Annotated in this window: 16 protein-coding genes; 6 read left to right on the forward strand and 10 right to left on the reverse strand. The window is 58.1% G+C overall.

Annotated elements, in window-relative coordinates; genetic code table 11:
• Window positions 1-35: 35 nt before the first annotated feature.
• From ACN0Q0_RS12440 to ACN0Q0_RS12465, 6 genes are read left to right on the forward strand one after another with little or no spacing between them, the layout of a single operon-like run.
• Entirely contained in the window at window positions 36-1295 is a 1260-nt protein-coding gene (locus ACN0Q0_RS12440; RefSeq protein WP_417243722.1) for an ABC transporter substrate-binding protein, read from the forward strand.
• Window positions 1277-2227, forward strand: a complete 951-nt coding sequence (locus ACN0Q0_RS12445; RefSeq protein WP_417243723.1) for a carbohydrate ABC transporter permease — start codon at window positions 1277-1279, stop codon at window positions 2225-2227. The genes ACN0Q0_RS12440 and ACN0Q0_RS12445 overlap by 19 nt, the downstream gene beginning before the upstream one ends.
• A 9-nt stretch (window positions 2228-2236) precedes the next feature.
• Window positions 2237-3076 carry a carbohydrate ABC transporter permease gene (locus tag ACN0Q0_RS12450; RefSeq protein WP_417243724.1) on the forward strand — a complete coding sequence of 280 codons (840 nt, stop codon included), beginning with the start codon at window positions 2237-2239 and terminating at the stop codon, window positions 3074-3076.
• A gap of 9 nt (window positions 3077-3085) precedes the next feature.
• The gene (locus ACN0Q0_RS12455) at window positions 3086-4165 is read left to right on the forward strand and encodes an ABC transporter ATP-binding protein (protein ID WP_417243725.1); all 1080 of its coding nucleotides are present in this window, start codon (window positions 3086-3088) and stop codon (window positions 4163-4165) included.
• Between the two features lies 1 nt (window position 4166).
• Window positions 4167-6554 carry a transketolase-like TK C-terminal-containing protein gene (locus ACN0Q0_RS12460; RefSeq protein ID WP_417243726.1) on the forward strand — a complete coding sequence of 796 codons (2388 nt, stop codon included), beginning with the start codon at window positions 4167-4169 and terminating at the stop codon, window positions 6552-6554.
• A 17-nt stretch (window positions 6555-6571) separates the two neighbouring features.
• Entirely contained in the window at window positions 6572-7828 is a 1257-nt protein-coding gene (locus ACN0Q0_RS12465) for an AGE family epimerase/isomerase (RefSeq protein ID WP_417243727.1), read from the forward strand.
• Window positions 7829-7888: 60 nt separating this feature from the next.
• Here the strand turns inward: ACN0Q0_RS12465 and ACN0Q0_RS12470 are convergent, their stop codons facing one another.
• The 10 genes from ACN0Q0_RS12470 to guaA form a co-directional block, all read right to left on the reverse strand.
• A complete protein-coding gene (locus ACN0Q0_RS12470) occupies window positions 7889-8509 on the reverse strand; it encodes a TetR/AcrR family transcriptional regulator (protein WP_417243728.1) in 621 nt (206 codons plus the stop codon).
• An 8-nt stretch (window positions 8510-8517) separates the two neighbouring features.
• Entirely contained in the window at window positions 8518-9420 is a 903-nt protein-coding gene (ppk2, locus tag ACN0Q0_RS12475) for a polyphosphate kinase 2 (RefSeq protein WP_417243729.1), read from the reverse strand.
• Window positions 9421-9506: 86 nt separating this feature from the next.
• Window positions 9507-10436: an alpha/beta fold hydrolase gene (locus ACN0Q0_RS12480; RefSeq protein WP_417243730.1), complete on the reverse strand. Its 930-nt coding sequence runs from the start codon at window positions 10434-10436 to the stop codon at window positions 9507-9509.
• Entirely contained in the window at window positions 10426-11349 is a 924-nt protein-coding gene (locus tag ACN0Q0_RS12485) for a homoserine O-succinyltransferase (RefSeq protein WP_417243731.1), read from the reverse strand. The genes ACN0Q0_RS12480 and ACN0Q0_RS12485 overlap by 11 nt, the downstream gene beginning before the upstream one ends.
• A gap of 31 nt (window positions 11350-11380) precedes the next feature.
• A complete protein-coding gene (locus tag ACN0Q0_RS12490) occupies window positions 11381-12253 on the reverse strand; it encodes an ATPase (protein WP_417243732.1) in 873 nt (290 codons plus the stop codon).
• A gap of 61 nt (window positions 12254-12314) precedes the next feature.
• Complete coding sequence (locus ACN0Q0_RS12495; protein WP_417243733.1) at window positions 12315-13244, reverse strand: DMT family transporter; 930 nt, start codon at window positions 13242-13244, stop codon at window positions 12315-12317.
• 155 nt (window positions 13245-13399) lie between these two features.
• Entirely contained in the window at window positions 13400-14473 is a 1074-nt protein-coding gene (locus ACN0Q0_RS12500) for an OmpP1/FadL family transporter (protein ID WP_417243734.1), read from the reverse strand.
• A gap of 193 nt (window positions 14474-14666) precedes the next feature.
• Window positions 14667-15566 carry a DMT family transporter gene (locus ACN0Q0_RS12505; RefSeq protein WP_417243735.1) on the reverse strand — a complete coding sequence of 300 codons (900 nt, stop codon included), beginning with the start codon at window positions 15564-15566 and terminating at the stop codon, window positions 14667-14669.
• Complete coding sequence (locus ACN0Q0_RS12510) at window positions 15563-15841, reverse strand: putative quinol monooxygenase (protein WP_417243736.1); 279 nt, start codon at window positions 15839-15841, stop codon at window positions 15563-15565. Before ACN0Q0_RS12510 ends, ACN0Q0_RS12505 begins: the two co-directional genes overlap by 4 nt.
• A 120-nt stretch (window positions 15842-15961) precedes the next feature.
• Entirely contained in the window at window positions 15962-17533 is a 1572-nt protein-coding gene (gene guaA / locus ACN0Q0_RS12515) for a glutamine-hydrolyzing GMP synthase (protein ID WP_417243737.1), read from the reverse strand.
• Window positions 17534-17657: the final 124 nt, after the last annotated feature.

Here is a 17657-nt window from a genome sequence, read left to right on the forward strand (position 1 = left end):
ACGCTTCAGTTTAATTTCAACGGAGGAAGACGAAAATGAAGAAACTTTTAACAGGCTTGAGTGCCGCGGCCATGATGATGGCAAGCGCGTCTTATGCCGATACAACGCTTAAGCTGGTCGAAGTGATCACCAGCCCCGAGCGCACGGTCGTTTTGCAAGGTCTTGTGGATCAATACGAGGCCGATAACCCCGGCGTGACCGTCGAGATTGTAAGCCTACCTTGGGGTCAGGCGTTTGAAAAACTGGCGACGATGGTTGCCGGTGGCGATGTGCCGGACGTGGTGGAAATGCCCGACACATGGCAGGCGCTTTATGCGGGGTCCGGTCAACTGGCGAGCCTCACGGATCACGTTGCACAGTGGGAGCATGGCGATACGCTGACCGACAAAACGATCGCAATGGGCAGTCAGGCCGGCGACCTTTATATGATCCCGTACGGGTTCTATTTGCGCGCGATGTTCTACAATAAAAAGCTCCTCGCGCAAGCCGGTATCGACACCCCGCCTGCGACAATGGAAGAGTTCAAGGCGGCTGCGGCAGCTGTGTCCAAACTTGACGGGAAATCGGGGTATTGCCTGCGCGGTGGCCCGGGCGGCACAAACGGATGGATCATGTTCGGTGCGGCGATGAACGGCACCAACGCGTTCTTCACCGAAGACGGGGTCAGCCGCATGAACGAGCCGGGGTCTGTTGAGGGCATTCAGTTCATGATCGACCTCTATCAGGACGGCAGTGCGCCGCGCGACAGTGTCAACTGGGGCTTTAACGAAATTGTTGCCGGTTTCTACTCGGGCAACTGCGCATTCCTCGATCAGGATCCGGACGCGCTGATTGCGATTGCCGAACGCATGCCCGCCGAAGACTTTGCGGTCATCCCGATGCCTGTTGGCCCGTCGGGCAAGGCGTTCCCAACGATCGGGTTCTCCGGATGGTCCATATTCAAATCAACCGAGCATGAAGCCGAATCTTTCGACCTGATTGCTGCATTGTCGTCACCTGAATCGAACTCCATCTGGGCACAACGCGTTGGTGTCATTCCCATTCATGAGGGCGCAGACCGGGATCCCTTCTTCCAGACCGAGCAGTTCAAAGGTTGGTTCGATACGTTGAATGGCGCGCAATATGTTCCGACAACAATGCCGACATATCTTGAGCAGTGGGGGTATTTTGCCAGCACGACCTTGCTTGAAACAAGTCAGGAAGCCTTGCTCGGACAGCGCTCCGCACAAGATATCGCCGACGAATGGGCTGAATTTCTGACCGGCGAATACGCAAAATGGCAGGCAAAACAGTGATCGCCCGCACTCCCAAAACCGTTATGCCCGGGGCAACCCGGGCACGACGCTCGCTCTATTGGCAGTATTTGGTCGAGCCTTACCTCTATCTGTCACCGGCCATTTTCCTGATCGGCACGGTCCTGATGATCCCGCTGATTATCGGCATTTCGTATTCATTTCAGTCCATTGAGCTACTCAAGCCGTTCGACACCGGTTGGGTTGGTTTCGAAAACTATCAAGACCTCTGGTCTGATCGTAAATTCTGGCTCGCTCTCGAAAACACGTTTTGGTGGACCTTCTGGTCAATCAGCTTCCAGTTTCTACTGGGTTTGGGACTTGCAATGCTCCTGACCACACGTTTTTACGGCAAGAAACTGTTTCAGGCACTGGTTTTTCTGCCCTGGGCTGTCCCGACATTCTTGTCCGCACTGACGTGGGCGTGGCTTTTCAATCCCGTGATCGGACCGCTCCCGCATTGGATGGCAAGCCTCGGGATATTGTCAGAACCCTACAACATCATGGGCGACCCCGACCTTGCGATGTGGGGGCCGATTGTTGCCAATATCTGGTTTGGCGTCCCGTTCTTTGCCATCACGCTATTGGCCGCATTACAGTCCATTCCGAGCGATATGTACGAAGCGGCTGAAATCGACGGCGCGTCCGCATGGCAGGTTTTCACCAAAATCACACTGCCATTTCTCGCCCCGATGATTGCCATTACCGTGATGCTACGCACGATCTGGATCGCGAACTTTGCGGACCTCATTTATGTGATGACAGGTGGCGGACCTGCGAATTCAACCCAGATCGTCAGCTCTTACATATTCACCACGGCCTTTCGCAAACTGGATTTTGGCTATGCGTCGGCGATTGCTGTCGCCTTGTTGGGTATCTTGTTGATTTACGCCGTTGTTTTGCTGTGGATCCGCAAAAAGCTGGTCAAGATTTAGGGTATCATTATGACACGAACACGCGCCCACCCGTACAGGACCGTTGGAAAATACGCGGCCTTGCTTGGCTATCTGACCTTTGCATTGTTCCCGCTGTATTGGTTGCTGAAAATTGCAATCACGCCGGATCAATTGATTTTTTCCGAAGGCACCAACCTATGGCCATCTGCGTTGACGCTCGACAATTTCCGCACAGTCCTGTTCCACACGGACTTTCTGTCTTACTTCGGAAACTCTCTTTATGTTTCTTTGGGAACTGCAGCGGTGACAACCTTGATCGCTGCGGGGGCAGGGTATGCATTCTCGCGGTTTGCATTTCGTGGCAAGAAAATCATCGTGGCAATCATGCTGATCACCCAGATGTTTCCGCTGCTGATGATTATCGCACCGATTTACAAAATCGTCTCGTCGATGGGGATGCTCAATTCGTTGACGTCACTGATCGTCGTCTACACCGCGTTCAATATCCCCTTTGCCACGTTCCTGATGCAGTCATTTTTTGACGGTATCCCCAAGGATCTGGAAGAGGCGGCAATGATGGACGGCTGCTCGCGGTTTCAGGCGCTGCGCAAGGTGATCTTCCCGCTTACCTTGCCCGGGCTCGGGGCCACGCTCGGGTTTGTGTTCACGGCAGCGTGGTCGGAATTGCTCTTTGCGCTCATGCTTATTTCCAAAAACGAGGCCATGACATTCCCGGTGGGCCTGTTGACCTTTGTGTCAAAGTTTTCGGTCGACTGGGGGCAAATGATGGCGGCAGGTGTGTTGGCGCTCATTCCGAGCTGTCTCTTTTTCATCTTCATTCAACGTTATCTGGTGCAAGGGCTGACGTCCGGCGCAGTTAAAGGATAGGGGGCCAAAATGGCTGGTATCGAACTCAAAGACGTTGTGAAGCGCTATGGCTCTGTCGAGGTGCTGCGCGATATCAACCTCGACATTAAAGACGGTGAATTCATCGTGCTTGTCGGGCCGTCCGGATGCGGCAAATCAACACTGTTGCGGATGATTGCAGGGTTGGAACCCATTTCCCAAGGCGACTTCTTGATCGGCGGGGAGCGCATGAACGATGTGCGGCCGCGTGACCGTGATATCGCGATGGTTTTTCAATCCTACGCCCTTTATCCGCACATGGATGTGGCACGAAACATGGGATTTTCGATGGAAATCCGCAAGGCGCCGCCCCGTGAACGGATGTCCCTTGTCAAACAGGCTGCCGACACACTTGGCCTGACCGCACTGACCGAACGCCTGCCAAAGGCACTGTCGGGCGGACAACGCCAACGTGTTGCAATGGGCCGTGCGATTATCCGCGATCCGCAGGCCTTTCTGTTTGACGAACCCCTGTCCAATCTGGATGCGTCGTTGCGTGTCGAGATGCGCCTCGAAATTGCGCGGCTTCACCAAAAACTGGGTGCGACGATGATCTATGTCACCCACGATCAGGTCGAGGCCTTGACGCTTGCCGACCGGATTGTTGTGCTCAACGGTGGTGACATCCAACAGATTGGCAGCCCGCTCGAATTATACGAAAGGCCCGCCAACAAATTTGTGGCCCAGTTTATCGGATCGCCAACCATGAACGTCGTGCCGGTTACGGGGGGCGTCAATGCGGTCACGACCGCTGATGGCGTCACTATCGCGCTGCCGCATGTTGGTGACACGGAACGTGCCGTAGAGATGGGCATTCGCCCCGAGCATATCGATGTCGTGGATATAAATGCCGGCCATTTAACCGGCACTGCGGATGTGGTCGAACATCTGGGATCCGATACCAATATCTACGTCAAAGTTGACGGTCTTGGCCCGCTTCTGGTGCGCAAACACGGCAACATTCCCGCGAAAGCCGGCGATCGGTTGGGGTTGCGTATTCAGGCCGAGAATGCCCATGTCTTTTCATCCGACGGCGTCGCATTGCGCCAAACCACGACAATCGGGGTCTGATATGACACGCAACTGTGAAATCCGCCGCGCCCTTGAGGCAAAGACCCTTTGGTTGTCCTCGTGGATGATCCACAATGCGAATAACATCCGCGAGAAGGGGCGTATCAAAGTGGGCGGTCATCAGGCATCGTCTGCCTCGATGAATGCAATTCTGAACGCGCTCTATTTTGATGTGCTGCGACCGGAAGACCGCGTGGCCGTCAAACCGCACGCTAGTCCTGTGTTCCATGCCATCCAATACCTGTTGGGCAACCAGTCGCTTCAGCAACTGCAGGATTTCCGCGGATTTGGCGGGGCGCAGCCCTACCCGTCGCGCACAAAGGATCACGATGACGTAGATTTCTCGACGGGGTCGGTTGGCATGGGCGTGGCGATGACCGCCTTTGCAAGCATGACACAAGATTACCTTTCCGCTCATGGTTGGTTGGAACCCCCCAAGGGGCGGATGATCGCCCTTGTCGGGGACGCGGAACTGGACGAAGGCAATATCTACGAGGCGCTTCTTGAGGGGGCCAAGCATGATTTGCGCAATTGTTGGTGGGTGATCGACTATAACCGCCAGTCACTTGACGGGGTTGTGACCCAAGGTCTGAACGCACGGTTCCGCGACATTTTCGTGGCCTGTGGTTGGGATGTCGTTGAACTTAAATATGGCTCGCTGATGCAGGCCGCGTTTGAAAAACCGGGCGGTGTGCAATTGCGCGCCTGGATCGATGGCTGTGACAACGGGCTGTATTCCGCACTGACGTTCAAGGGCGGAGCCGCATGGCGCGCCAGACTGGAAGCAGATTTTGCAGGCGACAACGAGGCATTGGCGCTTGTTGCCGACCATGACGATGCTTCACTTGCCCAACTGATGAGTAATCTGGCGGGGCATGACGCGGCTTTGATGGCGCAAACCATGAATGCTATCCGTCACGACCGCCCTGTGTGTTTCATTTGCTATACGGTTAAGGGGCACGGGCTGCCGCTTGCAGGTCACAAGGACAACCATGCCGGTATTATGACTGCCCCCCAAATCGAAGGGCTGCGTAGGGACATGGGCATTCGGGACGGCGAGGAATGGGCGCCCTTTGCGGGCATCACGATCCCCGACTCCGAGATGCGCGATTTTCTTGACGCCAACCGGTTTAATGCGCGTGGTCGGCGGCGGTTGAATGCACCGACTGTTTCCGTGTCCGAACCGTTCACGCCGCGCATTAAACCCAATGCGTCGACACAAGAGGCCTTCGGACAGATATTGGCGGCGATTGCGGCAGAGGCTCCGGAGTTGGCGGAACGGATTGTGACAACATCACCTGATGTGTCGGTTTCCACAAACCTTGGCCCGTGGATCAACAAAACGGGTCTGTTCGCGAAAACGGACCAACCCGATGTGTTTCGGGACGAGGCAATCCCCTCGACCCAAAAATGGCAGCGCCACACAGCGGGGCGGCATGTCGAATTGGGCATCGCCGAGAATAATCTGTTCACATTTCTGGGCGCGCTTGGCCTGTCACATTCTCTTTTCGGACAACGCCTTTTGCCGGTTGGAACGGTCTATGACCCGTTCATATGTCGGGGCCTCGATGCCTTGAACTACGCGTGTTATCAAGACGCGCGGTTCATGCTCGCGGCCACGCCATCCGGTGTTACGCTGAGCCATGAGGGCGGTGCGCACCAGTCCATATCGACGCCGCTCATCGGTATGGCACAAGACGGGTTGGCCACATTCGAACCCGCCTTTGCGGATGAACTGGATGTGATCATGCGTTGGGGGTTTGGCTATATGCAGCGTGACGGCGCATCGCAGCAGACCGAAAAAAACTGGTTGCGCGATGAAAAAGGCGGATCGCTCTATTTGCGATTGTCGACGTTGCCGCACGACCAACCCGAACGCCAAATGACGGAGCCCTTGGCGAAAGATATCATTGCGGGCGGGTATTGGCTTCGTCCCCCCACCGCCGCCACAAGCGTCATCATCGCCTATACGGGTGTCGTCGCCCCCGAAGCCATTTCGGCGGCGGGACTATTGGCCGAGGATATGCGTGACATTGCCGTTCTTGCGGTCACGTCATCGGACCGACTTAATGCGGGGTGGCAAGCGGCAGAGCGCGCACGGCAACGGGGCGATACGACGGCGCAGTCACATGTCGAGGCTCTGCTCGCGCTGACGTCACGCGACGCAGGTCTGGTTACAATTACCGATGGTCATCCCGCAGGGCTAAGTTGGTTGGGCGGCGTCACGGGACACCGCACAAAATCGCTCGGCGTCGAGCACTTCGGTCAGGCGGGGACGGTCGAAGACATTTACCACCTGCACGGATTGGACGCGAATGCGATCATGCATGCCGCGCGTGCGTTACTTCCCGGGCGTGGCGCCCGCTATCTCTCGCCGCTTGCCGAATAAGTGTGACAGGACATAAAATGACGACACGATCCTATCCCGGTCCGCTGAACTATTCAGGCTTTTGGCTCGATCATGCACAGCATCGCACCTGGCTTGCACAGCAGGCGGATAAGCAATTTGAATGTTTCGCACATAGCCTGCACGCCGGTGCCGGATTCAAAACGCTTGACCATCTAGGCATCCCGCGCGTCAGCAATACGCAGGAATTACATACAACAACGCGGTTGGTTCATTCGTATGCACTTGCCAAAATCATGGGATACCCTGACGCGGACCGGATGATTGAACAGGGCATGGCCTATTTGTCGGACCATCACCACGACCCGGTTTTTGGCGGCTATATTTGGGCGCTTGACGCGGGTGACATCGTCGACGACCGCAAGCTTGCTTATGGGCATGTGTTTGTTCTTTTGGCTGCGGCAAGCGCAAAGCAGGCCGGCCATCCCGACGCCGATGCCCTGCTCGACACTATAAGCAGGGTTCTGGACCGGCAGTTCTGGGAAGAGGACAGGGGGCTGTTTTGTGACGAGCGCAATCGCGACTGGACGCCGTTTTCGACATATCGGGGCATGAACGCAAACATGCACGCAACTGAAGCTCTTATGGCGGCTTATGAAGCAACAGGAGACGATGTATACCTGGATCGTGCGGGCCGTATCTTTGAGTTTTTCATAGACAAAATCGCGCCGCAGAACGATTGGCGTTTGCCCGAACACTATACTGAAAACTGGGACATTGATCGGGAATATGCGGGGGATCCGATGTTCCGCCCCTCGGGCACGACACCCGGGCATTCATTTGAACTGGGCCGGTTGTTGTTACAGTATTGGGATTTAAAAGGCCGTCCGCCAACCGATGCGCCACGCAAGGCACGGCGCCTGATCGAGCGCGCTTTGCACGATGCGTGGCTGCCGGATGGCGGTTTGGCATACACGCTTAAATCTGGCGGTGAGGTTGACGTCTGCGCACGCTTTTGGTGGCCTGTAACCGAAGCCATTGGCGCAATCGCGGCCCTTATTAAACTCGAACGCCGTGAAGAGGATGAAATCTGGTATCGCAAATTATGGGTCTTTGCGCATGACAACTTTATCGACCACACCCACGGCGGATGGTTTCCCGAAATTGACAGCGCAGGAACCGTGACAAGTACTATTTTTGCGGGCAAACCAGATATATACCACGCGCTACAGGCGTGCCTGTTTCCGTTGGCACAGGGCCTGTCGCGGCACGTGGACGCGTTGAAACATTTGCGCCCCCCCTCAAACAGACAGTGAAAACGATCTTGCCTCATATCGGCCCGCTCACGGGGGGGGCGAGGTGCGCGGGCGCAAACCTTAGCCGTCTTTTTCCAACAATCCCAAACCGCGCAGGTAAATGCCTATGCCGGTTTCCAACAGATCCTCGGGGGGAAAGGGGCTTTTGGTGCCGGGGCTGTTGCGGGCAAAGAGTTCGACCACGCCGTGGCTCATCGCCCAGATATGGGCGGCAAACATCTGTGGCGGCGGACGGTTTTCGGCGGGGATGTGTTTTGACAGCTCTTCGGCGGCACGTTCCAGAACCCCGTTGGCGCGGGTCGCGACCTGATACAATTCGGGGGTGCGCTGGATCGAAATCGAGCTTTCGAACATGGCCACATAATGCCCGGGGTATTTGCGGGCAAAGGCCAGATAGGCGCGTCCCACGGCCTCGAAACTGGCCAAAGCCGAGGGCTGTCCGGTGGAGTAGGCGTAGTCCAACAGGTCGCCGAACACCGCGTAGCCCTGTTGTGCGATCTCCGCGATGAGGTCCTCGCGGCCCTCAAAATGGCGATAAACAGCGGCGGGGGTAACGCCCGCCGTTTTGGCCGCCTCCGATAGGGTAAACCCCGTCGGACCCTTGGCCTCGATCAGGTCAAGGGCGGCATCAACGAGCGCCTGACGGAGATTTCCGTGGTGATAACCGCGTTTTTTGACCATATCCGCGCTTATTCCGCCTCTGGACCCGTGAGGATCATTTCGGGGCCGCCACAGACCGCTGTGTCGATCTCGCCGAGTTGCATGGCGTCTTTGCCGGCGTAGTCAATCTGCGACAGGACGGCGCGAATGGCGTTGAGGCGGGCGCGGTATTTGTCATCCGCACGCACAACGGTCCACGGCGCGGTTTCGGTGTGGCTTTGGTGTAATGTCTGCGTGATGGCGTCCGAATAGGTGTCCCAAAGGGGCAGACCCTTGACGTCGATACCCGACAGTTTCCACTGTTTGAGCGGATCGCCCTCGCGGGCGAGAAACCGGCGCAGTTGCTCGGCGCGGCCAACATTGAGCCAGATCTTGAACAGCTGAATGCCCTCGCTGACCAACATGTCCTCGAACTCGGGCAGTTGGTGGAAAAACCGTGCGCGTTGAGCGTCGGTGCAAAAGCCGAAGACCTGTTCGACGACGCCGCGGTTATACCATGACCGGTCGAATAAAACCACTTCACCTTCGGTGGGTAAGTGCTTGGCGTAGCGTTGAAAATACCATTCTCCCGCCTCGCGCTCGGTCGGTTTGGACAGGGCCACGACACGGGCTGCGCGGGGGCTGAGGTTCTCGCGAAAGCGCTTGATCGTGCCGCCTTTGCCCGCCGCATCCCGGCCCTCGAACACCACGACGATGCGTTTGCCCGTGGCCTTTACATCGCCGAGCATCTTGACCAATTCGCGTTGAAGCGCATCCATCTGGTCTTCGTAGTCGTCTTTGTCCATCCACTGCGCATAGGGGTAGGTGGGCGACAGGATGTCTTTTTTCTTACCGTTCTCAATCGCTGTGCGAATGTGATCGGGGGCTGCGTGGTCAAAGAATTTGGAAATCGCGCCATCAAAGGGAAGGTCGGACATCGGGCTATCGCTCATCGGTGGGGCCTTTTGATCTGGGGCGCGGCGTTGCAGTGTTTGGTCGATAAACAATATGGGGGTTTTCCCCCGCCAAAGCAATGAAATCACATTAATTTGGCGCGTTTCGCCGCCCGCATCACCGCTTGGGCCACTGCGCCTGTTGCAACGTGGTGCGGCATGTGGCCGATGCCCGCGAGAGGCGTGAGGTGGTTGGTCGGGGCTTCGGCCTCAAGGGGCTGTGCATGGATCGCCATCGGCACGGTTTTGTCCGCGGTGCCATGCAGGCTTTCGATTGGCATCGGCAGCGCGGGGTAGGCCTCGACCATGCTGTCGAGTTGGGATTTGAGCGCCACGCGTTGACGGGCGTTGAGCATATGTGTGGCGGGACGCAGCGACATTTCGGGTTGGAAATAGGCGCCATAGCCCTTGGGCGCGTGCTGTGGGGCAAACACGTCGTCGATTTCGGAGGCGACATAGGACGGGGGAACCCATGCGGCGATCAGCCACGCGGTCACACCGCCGATCACGGGCGTGGACAACACGCGGTAAAGCCATGCGGGACGGCCCTTCCACGGGTGCGAGGGCGCCGAAACAAGCACGAGGGCGGCAAGGCTGTCGGGCGCGTCCACCCCCCACGCAAGGGCGACGGCTCCGCCGTAGGATTGGCCCAACATGATGGGGGGGCGCGGGTCGATTTGGGCAATGGCGGCGCGGATGGCGGTGGCCTGCGCGGTCAGGCCCCGGCGCGAAATGGGGGCGGAGTGGCCAAAACCCGGACGGTCGACGACATAGACGCGGAAATCCTGCGCCAGTTTTGGCGCGAGGGCAAAGGTCATATCGTAGGTTGATCCGGATGCGCCGTGGATCAACACCACCGGCGGGGCGCCCTCGGGGCCGTAGCTTTCCACATGCAGACCGTTGACCATGCGGCCGCGGGCATCGGCGATCCGTTCGACATTATGGCCGCGCCATGTGGCGGAAATGACCGTGGCCACAGCAAGAATGATGACGAATAACAGCAGCTTACGCCCCAATTTCACTGAGCCGGAATGGTGTGGTTTGATAAATCTCGTTGATCCAGTTGCCGTACAAAAGATGCGCGTGGGACCGCCAACGGTTCACGGGGCGCTCTTGCGGGTTGTCATTGGGGTAGTAGTGCTGCGGGATCTGGATCGGCTGTCCTGCCGCCTTGTCGCGCATCAATTCCTCGTGCAGCGTGCCGGTGTCATACTCGAAGTGGTTGAAAATATAGAGCGCACGGTGGCTTGGGTCCTCGACCAGACAGGGGCCGGTTTCATCCGAGCCCAACAGCGGGATGAGGGCCGGCACGGCGTCAATCTCGGACTGTTTCATCTCGGTCCAACGGCTCACGGGAATGTAGCATTCATCCGAGAACCCGCGCAGATAGGGGGAGGCAGGGGCCAGATTGTTCTGGCGGAACAGGCCAAAGGTTTTGGCCTCCAACAGGTGCTTTTGCACGCCGTGGAAATAGTTGATCATCGCCATGCCGCCCCAACACACGCCAAAGGTGGAATGGACATGGGTCTGGGTCCACTCGAACACCTCTTCGAGTTCGTCCCAATAGGTGACGTCAGCGAAATCCATGTGTTCGATCGGCGCGCCGGTGATGATCAGCCCGTCGAATTTTTCACCGCTTGCTTTGATCTCGTCAAAGGGGCGGTAGAACTGTTCCATGTGTTCGGCGGCGGTGTTGCGGGTCTGGTGTTCGCTCATACGGATGAGGTGAAAATCGATCTGCAACGGTGTCGCGCCAATGAGGCGGGCGAACTGGTTTTCCGTCTGGATTTTCTTGGGCATCAGATTGAGCAGGGCGATGCGGATGGGGCGGATTTCCTGAGACGCCGCGCGGCCTTCGCCCATGACCATAACGCCCTCAGCGGAGAGAACATCAAAGGCGGGGAGCGTTTCGGGCAACGTAATGGGCATGGGTCAGGACTTTCGGTGGGTGAGGGGTCAGTTAGGGCGCGGGGGCGCGGGTATCAAGGGCGGCGCCGATGAGATCGCAAAAGGCGTCGGGGGTAGGGGCATTGGCGACATCCTCGGCGCGGATGGTCACGCCCCAGTTGTCCGCCATCGCTTTGTAGCGGGGTTGGCGGTGGGCGAGGGCGCGGGCATAGGTGTAGCGGATAAAATCGTCGGGGTTCACATCCGTTTCGGCCACGCCGCGCTCTGACAGGTATTCGTCCCAGATCGCGGCGAGAAATTCGGGCTGGTAGGCCATCGGTTTGGGCGCCCGGTCAAAACGGCGCACCAATTGCGCGGTATGGGCATCCGAGCCTTTGATCCAGACCAAAAGCGCGTCGCGCGACAGCGCGGTGAGGATCGGGTCGGCTTTGTCCCCGGGATCGACCCATTCACAGATTGATCCGCCCGTGTCGCCCACGAAATGCGGGTAGGCGTAGAGGTCCGCCGCGCGGGAAATAAAATGGGCGGTGTCCAGAAGCGCGGCCTCTTCGGCGGCGCGGAATTGGGATTGGCGGCGTTTGAACTCGGCAATCGGAATGCCGCCCTGCGCCGGATTTCCGGGTTTGCCAAGGTAATGCGAGACCGGCGCGAGGTTGTTAAAGCTCACGTTCGATTTGATAAAGATGCTGTCAGAGAGCAGTTGAGCGCGCAAAAAATCCGACTTCATCGCCTCGGCTTTGAGGTTGTCGTCGATCGCCTCGCCGAGATACCGCGTGGCGATACGGTAATCGACCGAGTAGTGGTACCATTGTTTTGTGTCGCGCAACATGTTGGAAACATGTGTTTTTCCAAGACCCGACATGCCAAACAGGATCACCCGTTTCGCTGTGCAGTCGCGCCACTCATCGCCGCTCTTATACGTCATTGCTCGCCTCATTTGCCTTGCGCTCTTGGGTGCCACGATGGCGGGCAAAAGCCAAGAGGGTTTAGGCGGTTTTGCGGCGTCCCAAGTGGCGCATGCGGCGCAAAAGCCGTCCGTCGATCACCAAAAGGCCAAGGGCCAGAAACCCGAAGCCGATATAGGTGGTATGGGCGAGCGTTTCGCCCAGAACCACGGCCCCCAGGATCACCGAGACAGGCACAATCCCGAGTGTGACGAGCGTGGCATTGCCCGAGCCGGCCGATTTGATGACGCGAAACAGGAGCAAATAGGCCAGACCGGTCGAGATCAGTGACACATAGGCCCATGCGCCGAGCGTGGTGTGGGAAAACGTGGCGAACTGGGGCCAACCGTGATTGATAAGCGCGGTCGGCACCATGAAAACGGCGGCCCCCGTGATCATCCCTGCGGCGGACACTTCGAGCGGCATCTCGGTGAGGTGCATCCGTGCCAATGCGGCCCCGAAGGCATAGCACAGCGAGGCGGCGATCAGCGCCATCTGACCCGCCGAGGTCAGGTCAAAGGCGCGGATGGCGTCGAGCCCGATGATGGTCGCCACTCCGAAAAAGCCAAGGATCACCCCCGCCAGTTTGCGCGCCCCGAGGCGCTCGTCGGCAAACAGGAGCGCGGCCACAAGCGGGCCGAAAATGGCGGTGGTGGCGTTGAGAATGCCCGCGAGGCTTGAGGTGATATATTGTTGCCCCCACGAGATGAAGGAGAAGGGCGCGGCGACATTAATGCCGCCAATGATGAGAAAGGCGAACCAGATTTTGGGTGATCGGGGCAATTCCAGACGGGCCAGAAAGACATAGGTCCAAAGGGCGATGGCGCCGCCGGAGACGCGAAGCGCCACAAGTGTTTCGAACGGCATGTCGCGCAGCATCAATTCGATGGCCAGAAACGATCCGCCCCAAAACAGACCCATCAGGCCAAGCCCGATCCATGCGGCGGTGGTGATGGTCTTTTGCGGAGCCATGGGCGCGTCCTTCGCGAAATTTGATCAGATGGTCATATAGACGCGCAATGCCGCCGCACACAAACCGGAAATTGTGCAAAGGGGGATCACAGGTTTTGATATGAAAAAGCCCCGCACATTGGCGGGGCTTTCAATCATGTTAAACGATGTCGCGTTTAGAAGGTGTGCGAGATCTTGAAGCCGATACCGATGGCTTTGTTGTCGGAGAAGTCACCGCCAATTGTGGAGGTTGTCGCATCACCGACCCACACGTAGCGCAGGCCGCCGGAGATCGCGGTTTCTTCGGTCACTTGGTACTTCATGCCGAGGCCAATGGATGTGTAACCATCGGTTGGGCCGAGGTTGCCCACCGGAGTGCCAATGGTTCTCTCATAGCCAATCGTTGCGGAGCCGGACAGTTTTTCGGAAAAACGGCGGCCGATGCCAATCGAATATGAATAAGTGTCGTTTTCATAGTCCACCAGTGACCCACCGGATGTCGCCAACGCGAAGCCATTTGGCGAAATGTCTGTGGCTGACCATTCAGCCCAACGCACGGACGCCATCAAAAGTGTGTCGGCGGCGATGCCTGTTTGGAAATCGAGGTTAACAGTTTGCGGCATGGTCACAACCATATTGCCAGACGCAGAGCCGTTTTCGGTTGTGTCGAACGTGATGTCCGTCTCCGAATGATAGGTCAGCGCCGCACGCAATGCGATGTCGGGGATCTCGTAGGAGGCACCTATCAGATAGCTGGCGTCGGTCTCGGTAGAGGTCGACATCGTGTAGGAGTAAAACGGGATGGCGACTTCACCGCTTGATTGCAGGATACGCACACCACCGTGAACCGCGAATCTGTCGCTCAATTTATAGCGCAAAATACCTGTGACTGCGTTGGTATCTACGGTCGCCGTCGAGCCTACGAACGGATATGAGCCGCTCGCCGCACCATAGTCGACGTCTGCGCCGTATGGTTGATCAAAAATGACGGCCATAGACAGCTTGTCATTCAGATCGCGCTTATATGCGGCCCCAAGCTGCAAATAGCTTTTTGCCATATCATTCGAGGGCACGGTTCCTGCGCCGATTGTCCCCGACACGGTCGGGCTGACACTGCCGAAGCTCAGCTCGACATAGGATCCGTCTTCAAAAATGGGAGCAATGGATTGGCCCGAACGGTCCATTCCGCCTGCGTATGCGCCGGTGGCGCCAACCGCGAGAGCCGCGGCCAGTGTGAGGTGTGTTTTCATGATCTCCATCCCTTATCGAGCACTGGGCTCTGAGAAATTTTTTGTTGTCGCCTGACGTGTCTCCTCACGTCTGGTCTAATTAAAGCCTAAGCGAGGAGTTGCCGATCACGCAATTCTGACGCGGCGTCATATTTTGCGGGCGTGCTCTATGCGCAACGCATCCGTGTTGTCCGTGCAACGGTCGGGCGTGGGTCTAGGCGGTTTTTAGCGCACGGGATTTGCGGGATTCCGACAGGATATTGATGTAGTTGGCGGTGAAAATGATTGCGGCCCCCACATAGGTGGCCCATGTCGTCTGTTCGCCGTACAACAGGTAGGCAATCAGCGCGATCAGCGGCAGGCGCAAGAAATCAATCGGTGTGACGACCGAGGCCGGAGCCAACGACAGTGCGGTGGTCAGACAGAAATGCGCCCCCAATCCCGCAAGCGAGAACAGGGCAAGCAGCGGCAATTGCGCGGGCGTGAACAGAGCCATCTGGCCGTCGACCATCGCACAGCCCACGCCGAGCCCGAGTTGCATCAGGGACAGCCAGAACAGGATGTTGGTCACGGTGCCATCGGGTGTGCGTGTCAGGCGTTTGGTAAACAGCGCCGATCCGGCAAAGCCAAAGGCACAGGCCATTGCGGCCAGAAGGCCAATGGACAGCCCGCCCGCACCAAAGGGTTGTGCCACGATCAGGATGCCGGCAAACCCGAGCAGGGCCGTAGCGCCACGCAGCGGGGTCAGGCGTTCGCCCAGAAACAGGCTCGCGCCAAGCGCCACAAGGATCGGATAGGCGAACTCAAGTGCGAACAGCTGCGCGAGCGGGATCAGGGTCAGCGCGAACAGCCACAGGTTCTGGCCGGTGAAATGCGCGATATTGCGCCCCAGATGCAAGGGGAGCGCACGGGCGCGGATTTGCCCGCGTGTGCCTGCCATTGTTGACACGACCAGCACAATAAACACACCGATGAGGGAGCGATATGCCATGATTTCAAAGGTATCGAGGTCAAGTGTCAGCCGCCGCCCGACCACGGCCATGGATGAAAATCCGAACACCGCGCCCGACATCCACAGTGCCGCCTTGAGCGGGTGGGTGGTCGGGGCGCTCATGCGGTGGCCTTTTTGAAATTGCGCGTCATGTCACGGGTGATGCGTCCCCAATCGGAGCCTTGGGTGCGGTCCTGATGCGTGGCGAATGCCGCCTCGCTCAGGAAGACCTCGGAGACGTGAAAGTCGGTTGGCGTCAGTTCATCCTGCCACAGCTCGAACTGCAGACACCCCGCCTCGGCGCGGCTTTTGCGGATGTGGTCGGCCATAACGCTCAACACGTCGTCAACCTCGTCTGGGGTGCAGGTCAGGGTGCCTGTCAAAAGAACTTTGCTCATTGGATCAGGTAGCCGTGTGCAGTGGCGTCGGGCAAGCAAAAAGCAAAAGGCGCCCCCCATAGCCATGAGAAGCGCCTTTGCATTTTTGATCAGATCGCCTGTTCAGCAACGCTGTGCGGCTCACTCCATCTCGATTGTACCCGGCGGTTTCGATGTTACGTCGTAGAACACGCGGTTCACGCCTTTGACTTCGTTGATGATGCGGGTCATCGTTTCGGACAGGAAATCGTGGCTGAACGGGTAGGTGTCGGCGGTCATGCCGTCCACCGATGTCACCGCACGCAGGGCCACGGCAAAATCATAGGTGCGCCCGTCGCCCATCACGCCCACGGTTTTCATCGGCAAAATCGCGGCAAAGGCCTGCCAGATCTCATCGTAAAGCCCGTGTTTGCGGATCTGGTCGATGTAAACGGCATCGGCCTTTTGCAAGATCGCCAGTTTTTCGCGGGTGATTTCACCGGGGCAGCGGATCGCCAGACCCGGACCGGGGAAGGGGTGGCGGCCGATAAAGGACGCGGGCAGGCCCAGTTCGTGGCCAAGTGCGCGCACCTCGTCCTTGAACAGCTCGCGCAGCGGTTCGACCAGTTTGAGACCCATCTTTTCGGGCAGACCGCCGACGTTGTGGTGCGATTTGATCGTCACGGACGGACCGCCGCTAAAGGAGACGCTCTCGATCACATCGGGATAGAGCGTGCCTTGGGCGAGGAACTGTGCGCCCTCGATCTGGTCGGCGTATTTCTGGAACACGTCGATGAACAGCTTGCCGATGGTTTTGCGTTTGACCTCGGGGTCCGACACGCCCTCAAGCGCGTCAAGGAACAGGTCTTTCTCGTCGGCGGCGATGAGTTTGAGGTTGTAGCTGTCGCGGAACATTTTCACGACTTCTTCGGCCTCGTTGAGACGGAGCAAGCCGTGGTCCACAAACACACAGGTCAGTTGGTCGCCAATCGCCTCGTGCAGCAAAATCGCCGTGACCGAACTGTCGACGCCGCCGGACAGGCCACAGATCACCTGTTTGTCACCGACTTGGGCGCGGATTTTCTCGATCATCTCTTCGCGGTAGGCGCCCATGGTCCAGTCGCCGGTGAAGCCCGCCAGTTTGACGAAGTTCTCGTAAAGCGTGGCGCCATTGGGGGTGTGATGCACCTCGGGGTGGAACTGTACGGCGTAGAAATTGCGCGCCACATCAGCGGTGATGGCAAAGGGCGCGCCCGGCGAGGTGCCGTAGACCTCGAAACCCGGTGCGATCTCGGCCACGTGGTCGCCGTGGCTCATCCAGACCTGTTCTTTGCCCGTGCCATCCATGAACCATCCGGTGAGGAAATCCGCGCGGTCGTTTTGCGGGGTCACATAGGCGCGACCGAATTCGGCCGTGGCATGTTCGCCCGCTTCAACGCGGCCGCCCAGATCGTGCATCATCACCTGTTGGCCGTAGCAAATGCCAAGGATCGGCACGCCCAGATCATAGGCCGCTTTCGGCGGACGGGGGCTGCCCTCGCGCATCACGCTATCGGGGCCGCCCGAAAAGATGATCGCCTTGGGGGCGAACTCTTTGACGAAGGCGTCCGTGGCGTTCTGATAGGGGTGGATTTCGCAATAGACGTTCAGTTCGCGCAGGCGCCGCGCAATCAGCTGCGTTACCTGGGAACCAAAGTCGATGATGAGGAGGCGGTCATGGGAAATCTGTGTCATGCCTCCGCGTTTACCCGCACGCGCGTATGTGAGGCAAGATGGATTCGCTCCCCCCGGGGCATGTGGTGCGAAAAAAGCGGGCCTTGTTTTCGTGCGGCGGCCCGTGGCGTGGTGGCCCCTGTGG

It is taken from the genome of Celeribacter sp. (genome assembly GCF_048259695.1).
Taxonomy (GTDB): Bacteria; Pseudomonadota; Alphaproteobacteria; order Rhodobacterales; family Rhodobacteraceae; genus Celeribacter.

Bases quoted from the DNA above. Each gene is read 5' to 3' on its own strand.
- ACN0Q0_RS12440 (WP_417243722.1), top strand. From the start codon at position 36: ATGAAGAAACTTTTAACAGGCTTGAGTGCCGCGGCCATGATGATGGCA.
- ACN0Q0_RS12445 (WP_417243723.1), top strand. From the start codon at position 1,277: ATGGCAGGCAAAACAGTGATCGCCCGCACTCCCAAAACCGTTATGCCC.
- ACN0Q0_RS12450 (WP_417243724.1), top strand. From the start codon at position 2,237: ATGACACGAACACGCGCCCACCCGTACAGGACCGTTGGAAAATACGCG.
- ACN0Q0_RS12455 (WP_417243725.1), top strand. From the start codon at position 3,086: ATGGCTGGTATCGAACTCAAAGACGTTGTGAAGCGCTATGGCTCTGTC.
- ACN0Q0_RS12460 (WP_417243726.1), top strand. From the start codon at position 4,167: ATGACACGCAACTGTGAAATCCGCCGCGCCCTTGAGGCAAAGACCCTT.
- ACN0Q0_RS12465 (WP_417243727.1), top strand. From the start codon at position 6,572: ATGACGACACGATCCTATCCCGGTCCGCTGAACTATTCAGGCTTTTGG.
- ACN0Q0_RS12470 (WP_417243728.1), bottom strand. From the start codon at position 8,509: ATGGTCAAAAAACGCGGTTATCACCACGGAAATCTCCGTCAGGCGCTC.
- ppk2 (WP_417243729.1), bottom strand. From the start codon at position 9,420: ATGAGCGATAGCCCGATGTCCGACCTTCCCTTTGATGGCGCGATTTCC.
- ACN0Q0_RS12485 (WP_417243731.1), bottom strand. From the start codon at position 11,349: ATGCCCATTACGTTGCCCGAAACGCTCCCCGCCTTTGATGTTCTCTCC.
- ACN0Q0_RS12490 (WP_417243732.1), bottom strand. From the start codon at position 12,253: ATGACGTATAAGAGCGGCGATGAGTGGCGCGACTGCACAGCGAAACGG.
- ACN0Q0_RS12495 (WP_417243733.1), bottom strand. From the start codon at position 13,244: ATGGCTCCGCAAAAGACCATCACCACCGCCGCATGGATCGGGCTTGGC.
- ACN0Q0_RS12500 (WP_417243734.1), bottom strand. From the start codon at position 14,473: ATGAAAACACACCTCACACTGGCCGCGGCTCTCGCGGTTGGCGCCACC.
- ACN0Q0_RS12505 (WP_417243735.1), bottom strand. From the start codon at position 15,566: ATGAGCGCCCCGACCACCCACCCGCTCAAGGCGGCACTGTGGATGTCG.
- ACN0Q0_RS12510 (WP_417243736.1), bottom strand. From the start codon at position 15,841: ATGAGCAAAGTTCTTTTGACAGGCACCCTGACCTGCACCCCAGACGAG.
- guaA (WP_417243737.1), bottom strand. From the start codon at position 17,533: ATGACACAGATTTCCCATGACCGCCTCCTCATCATCGACTTTGGTTCC.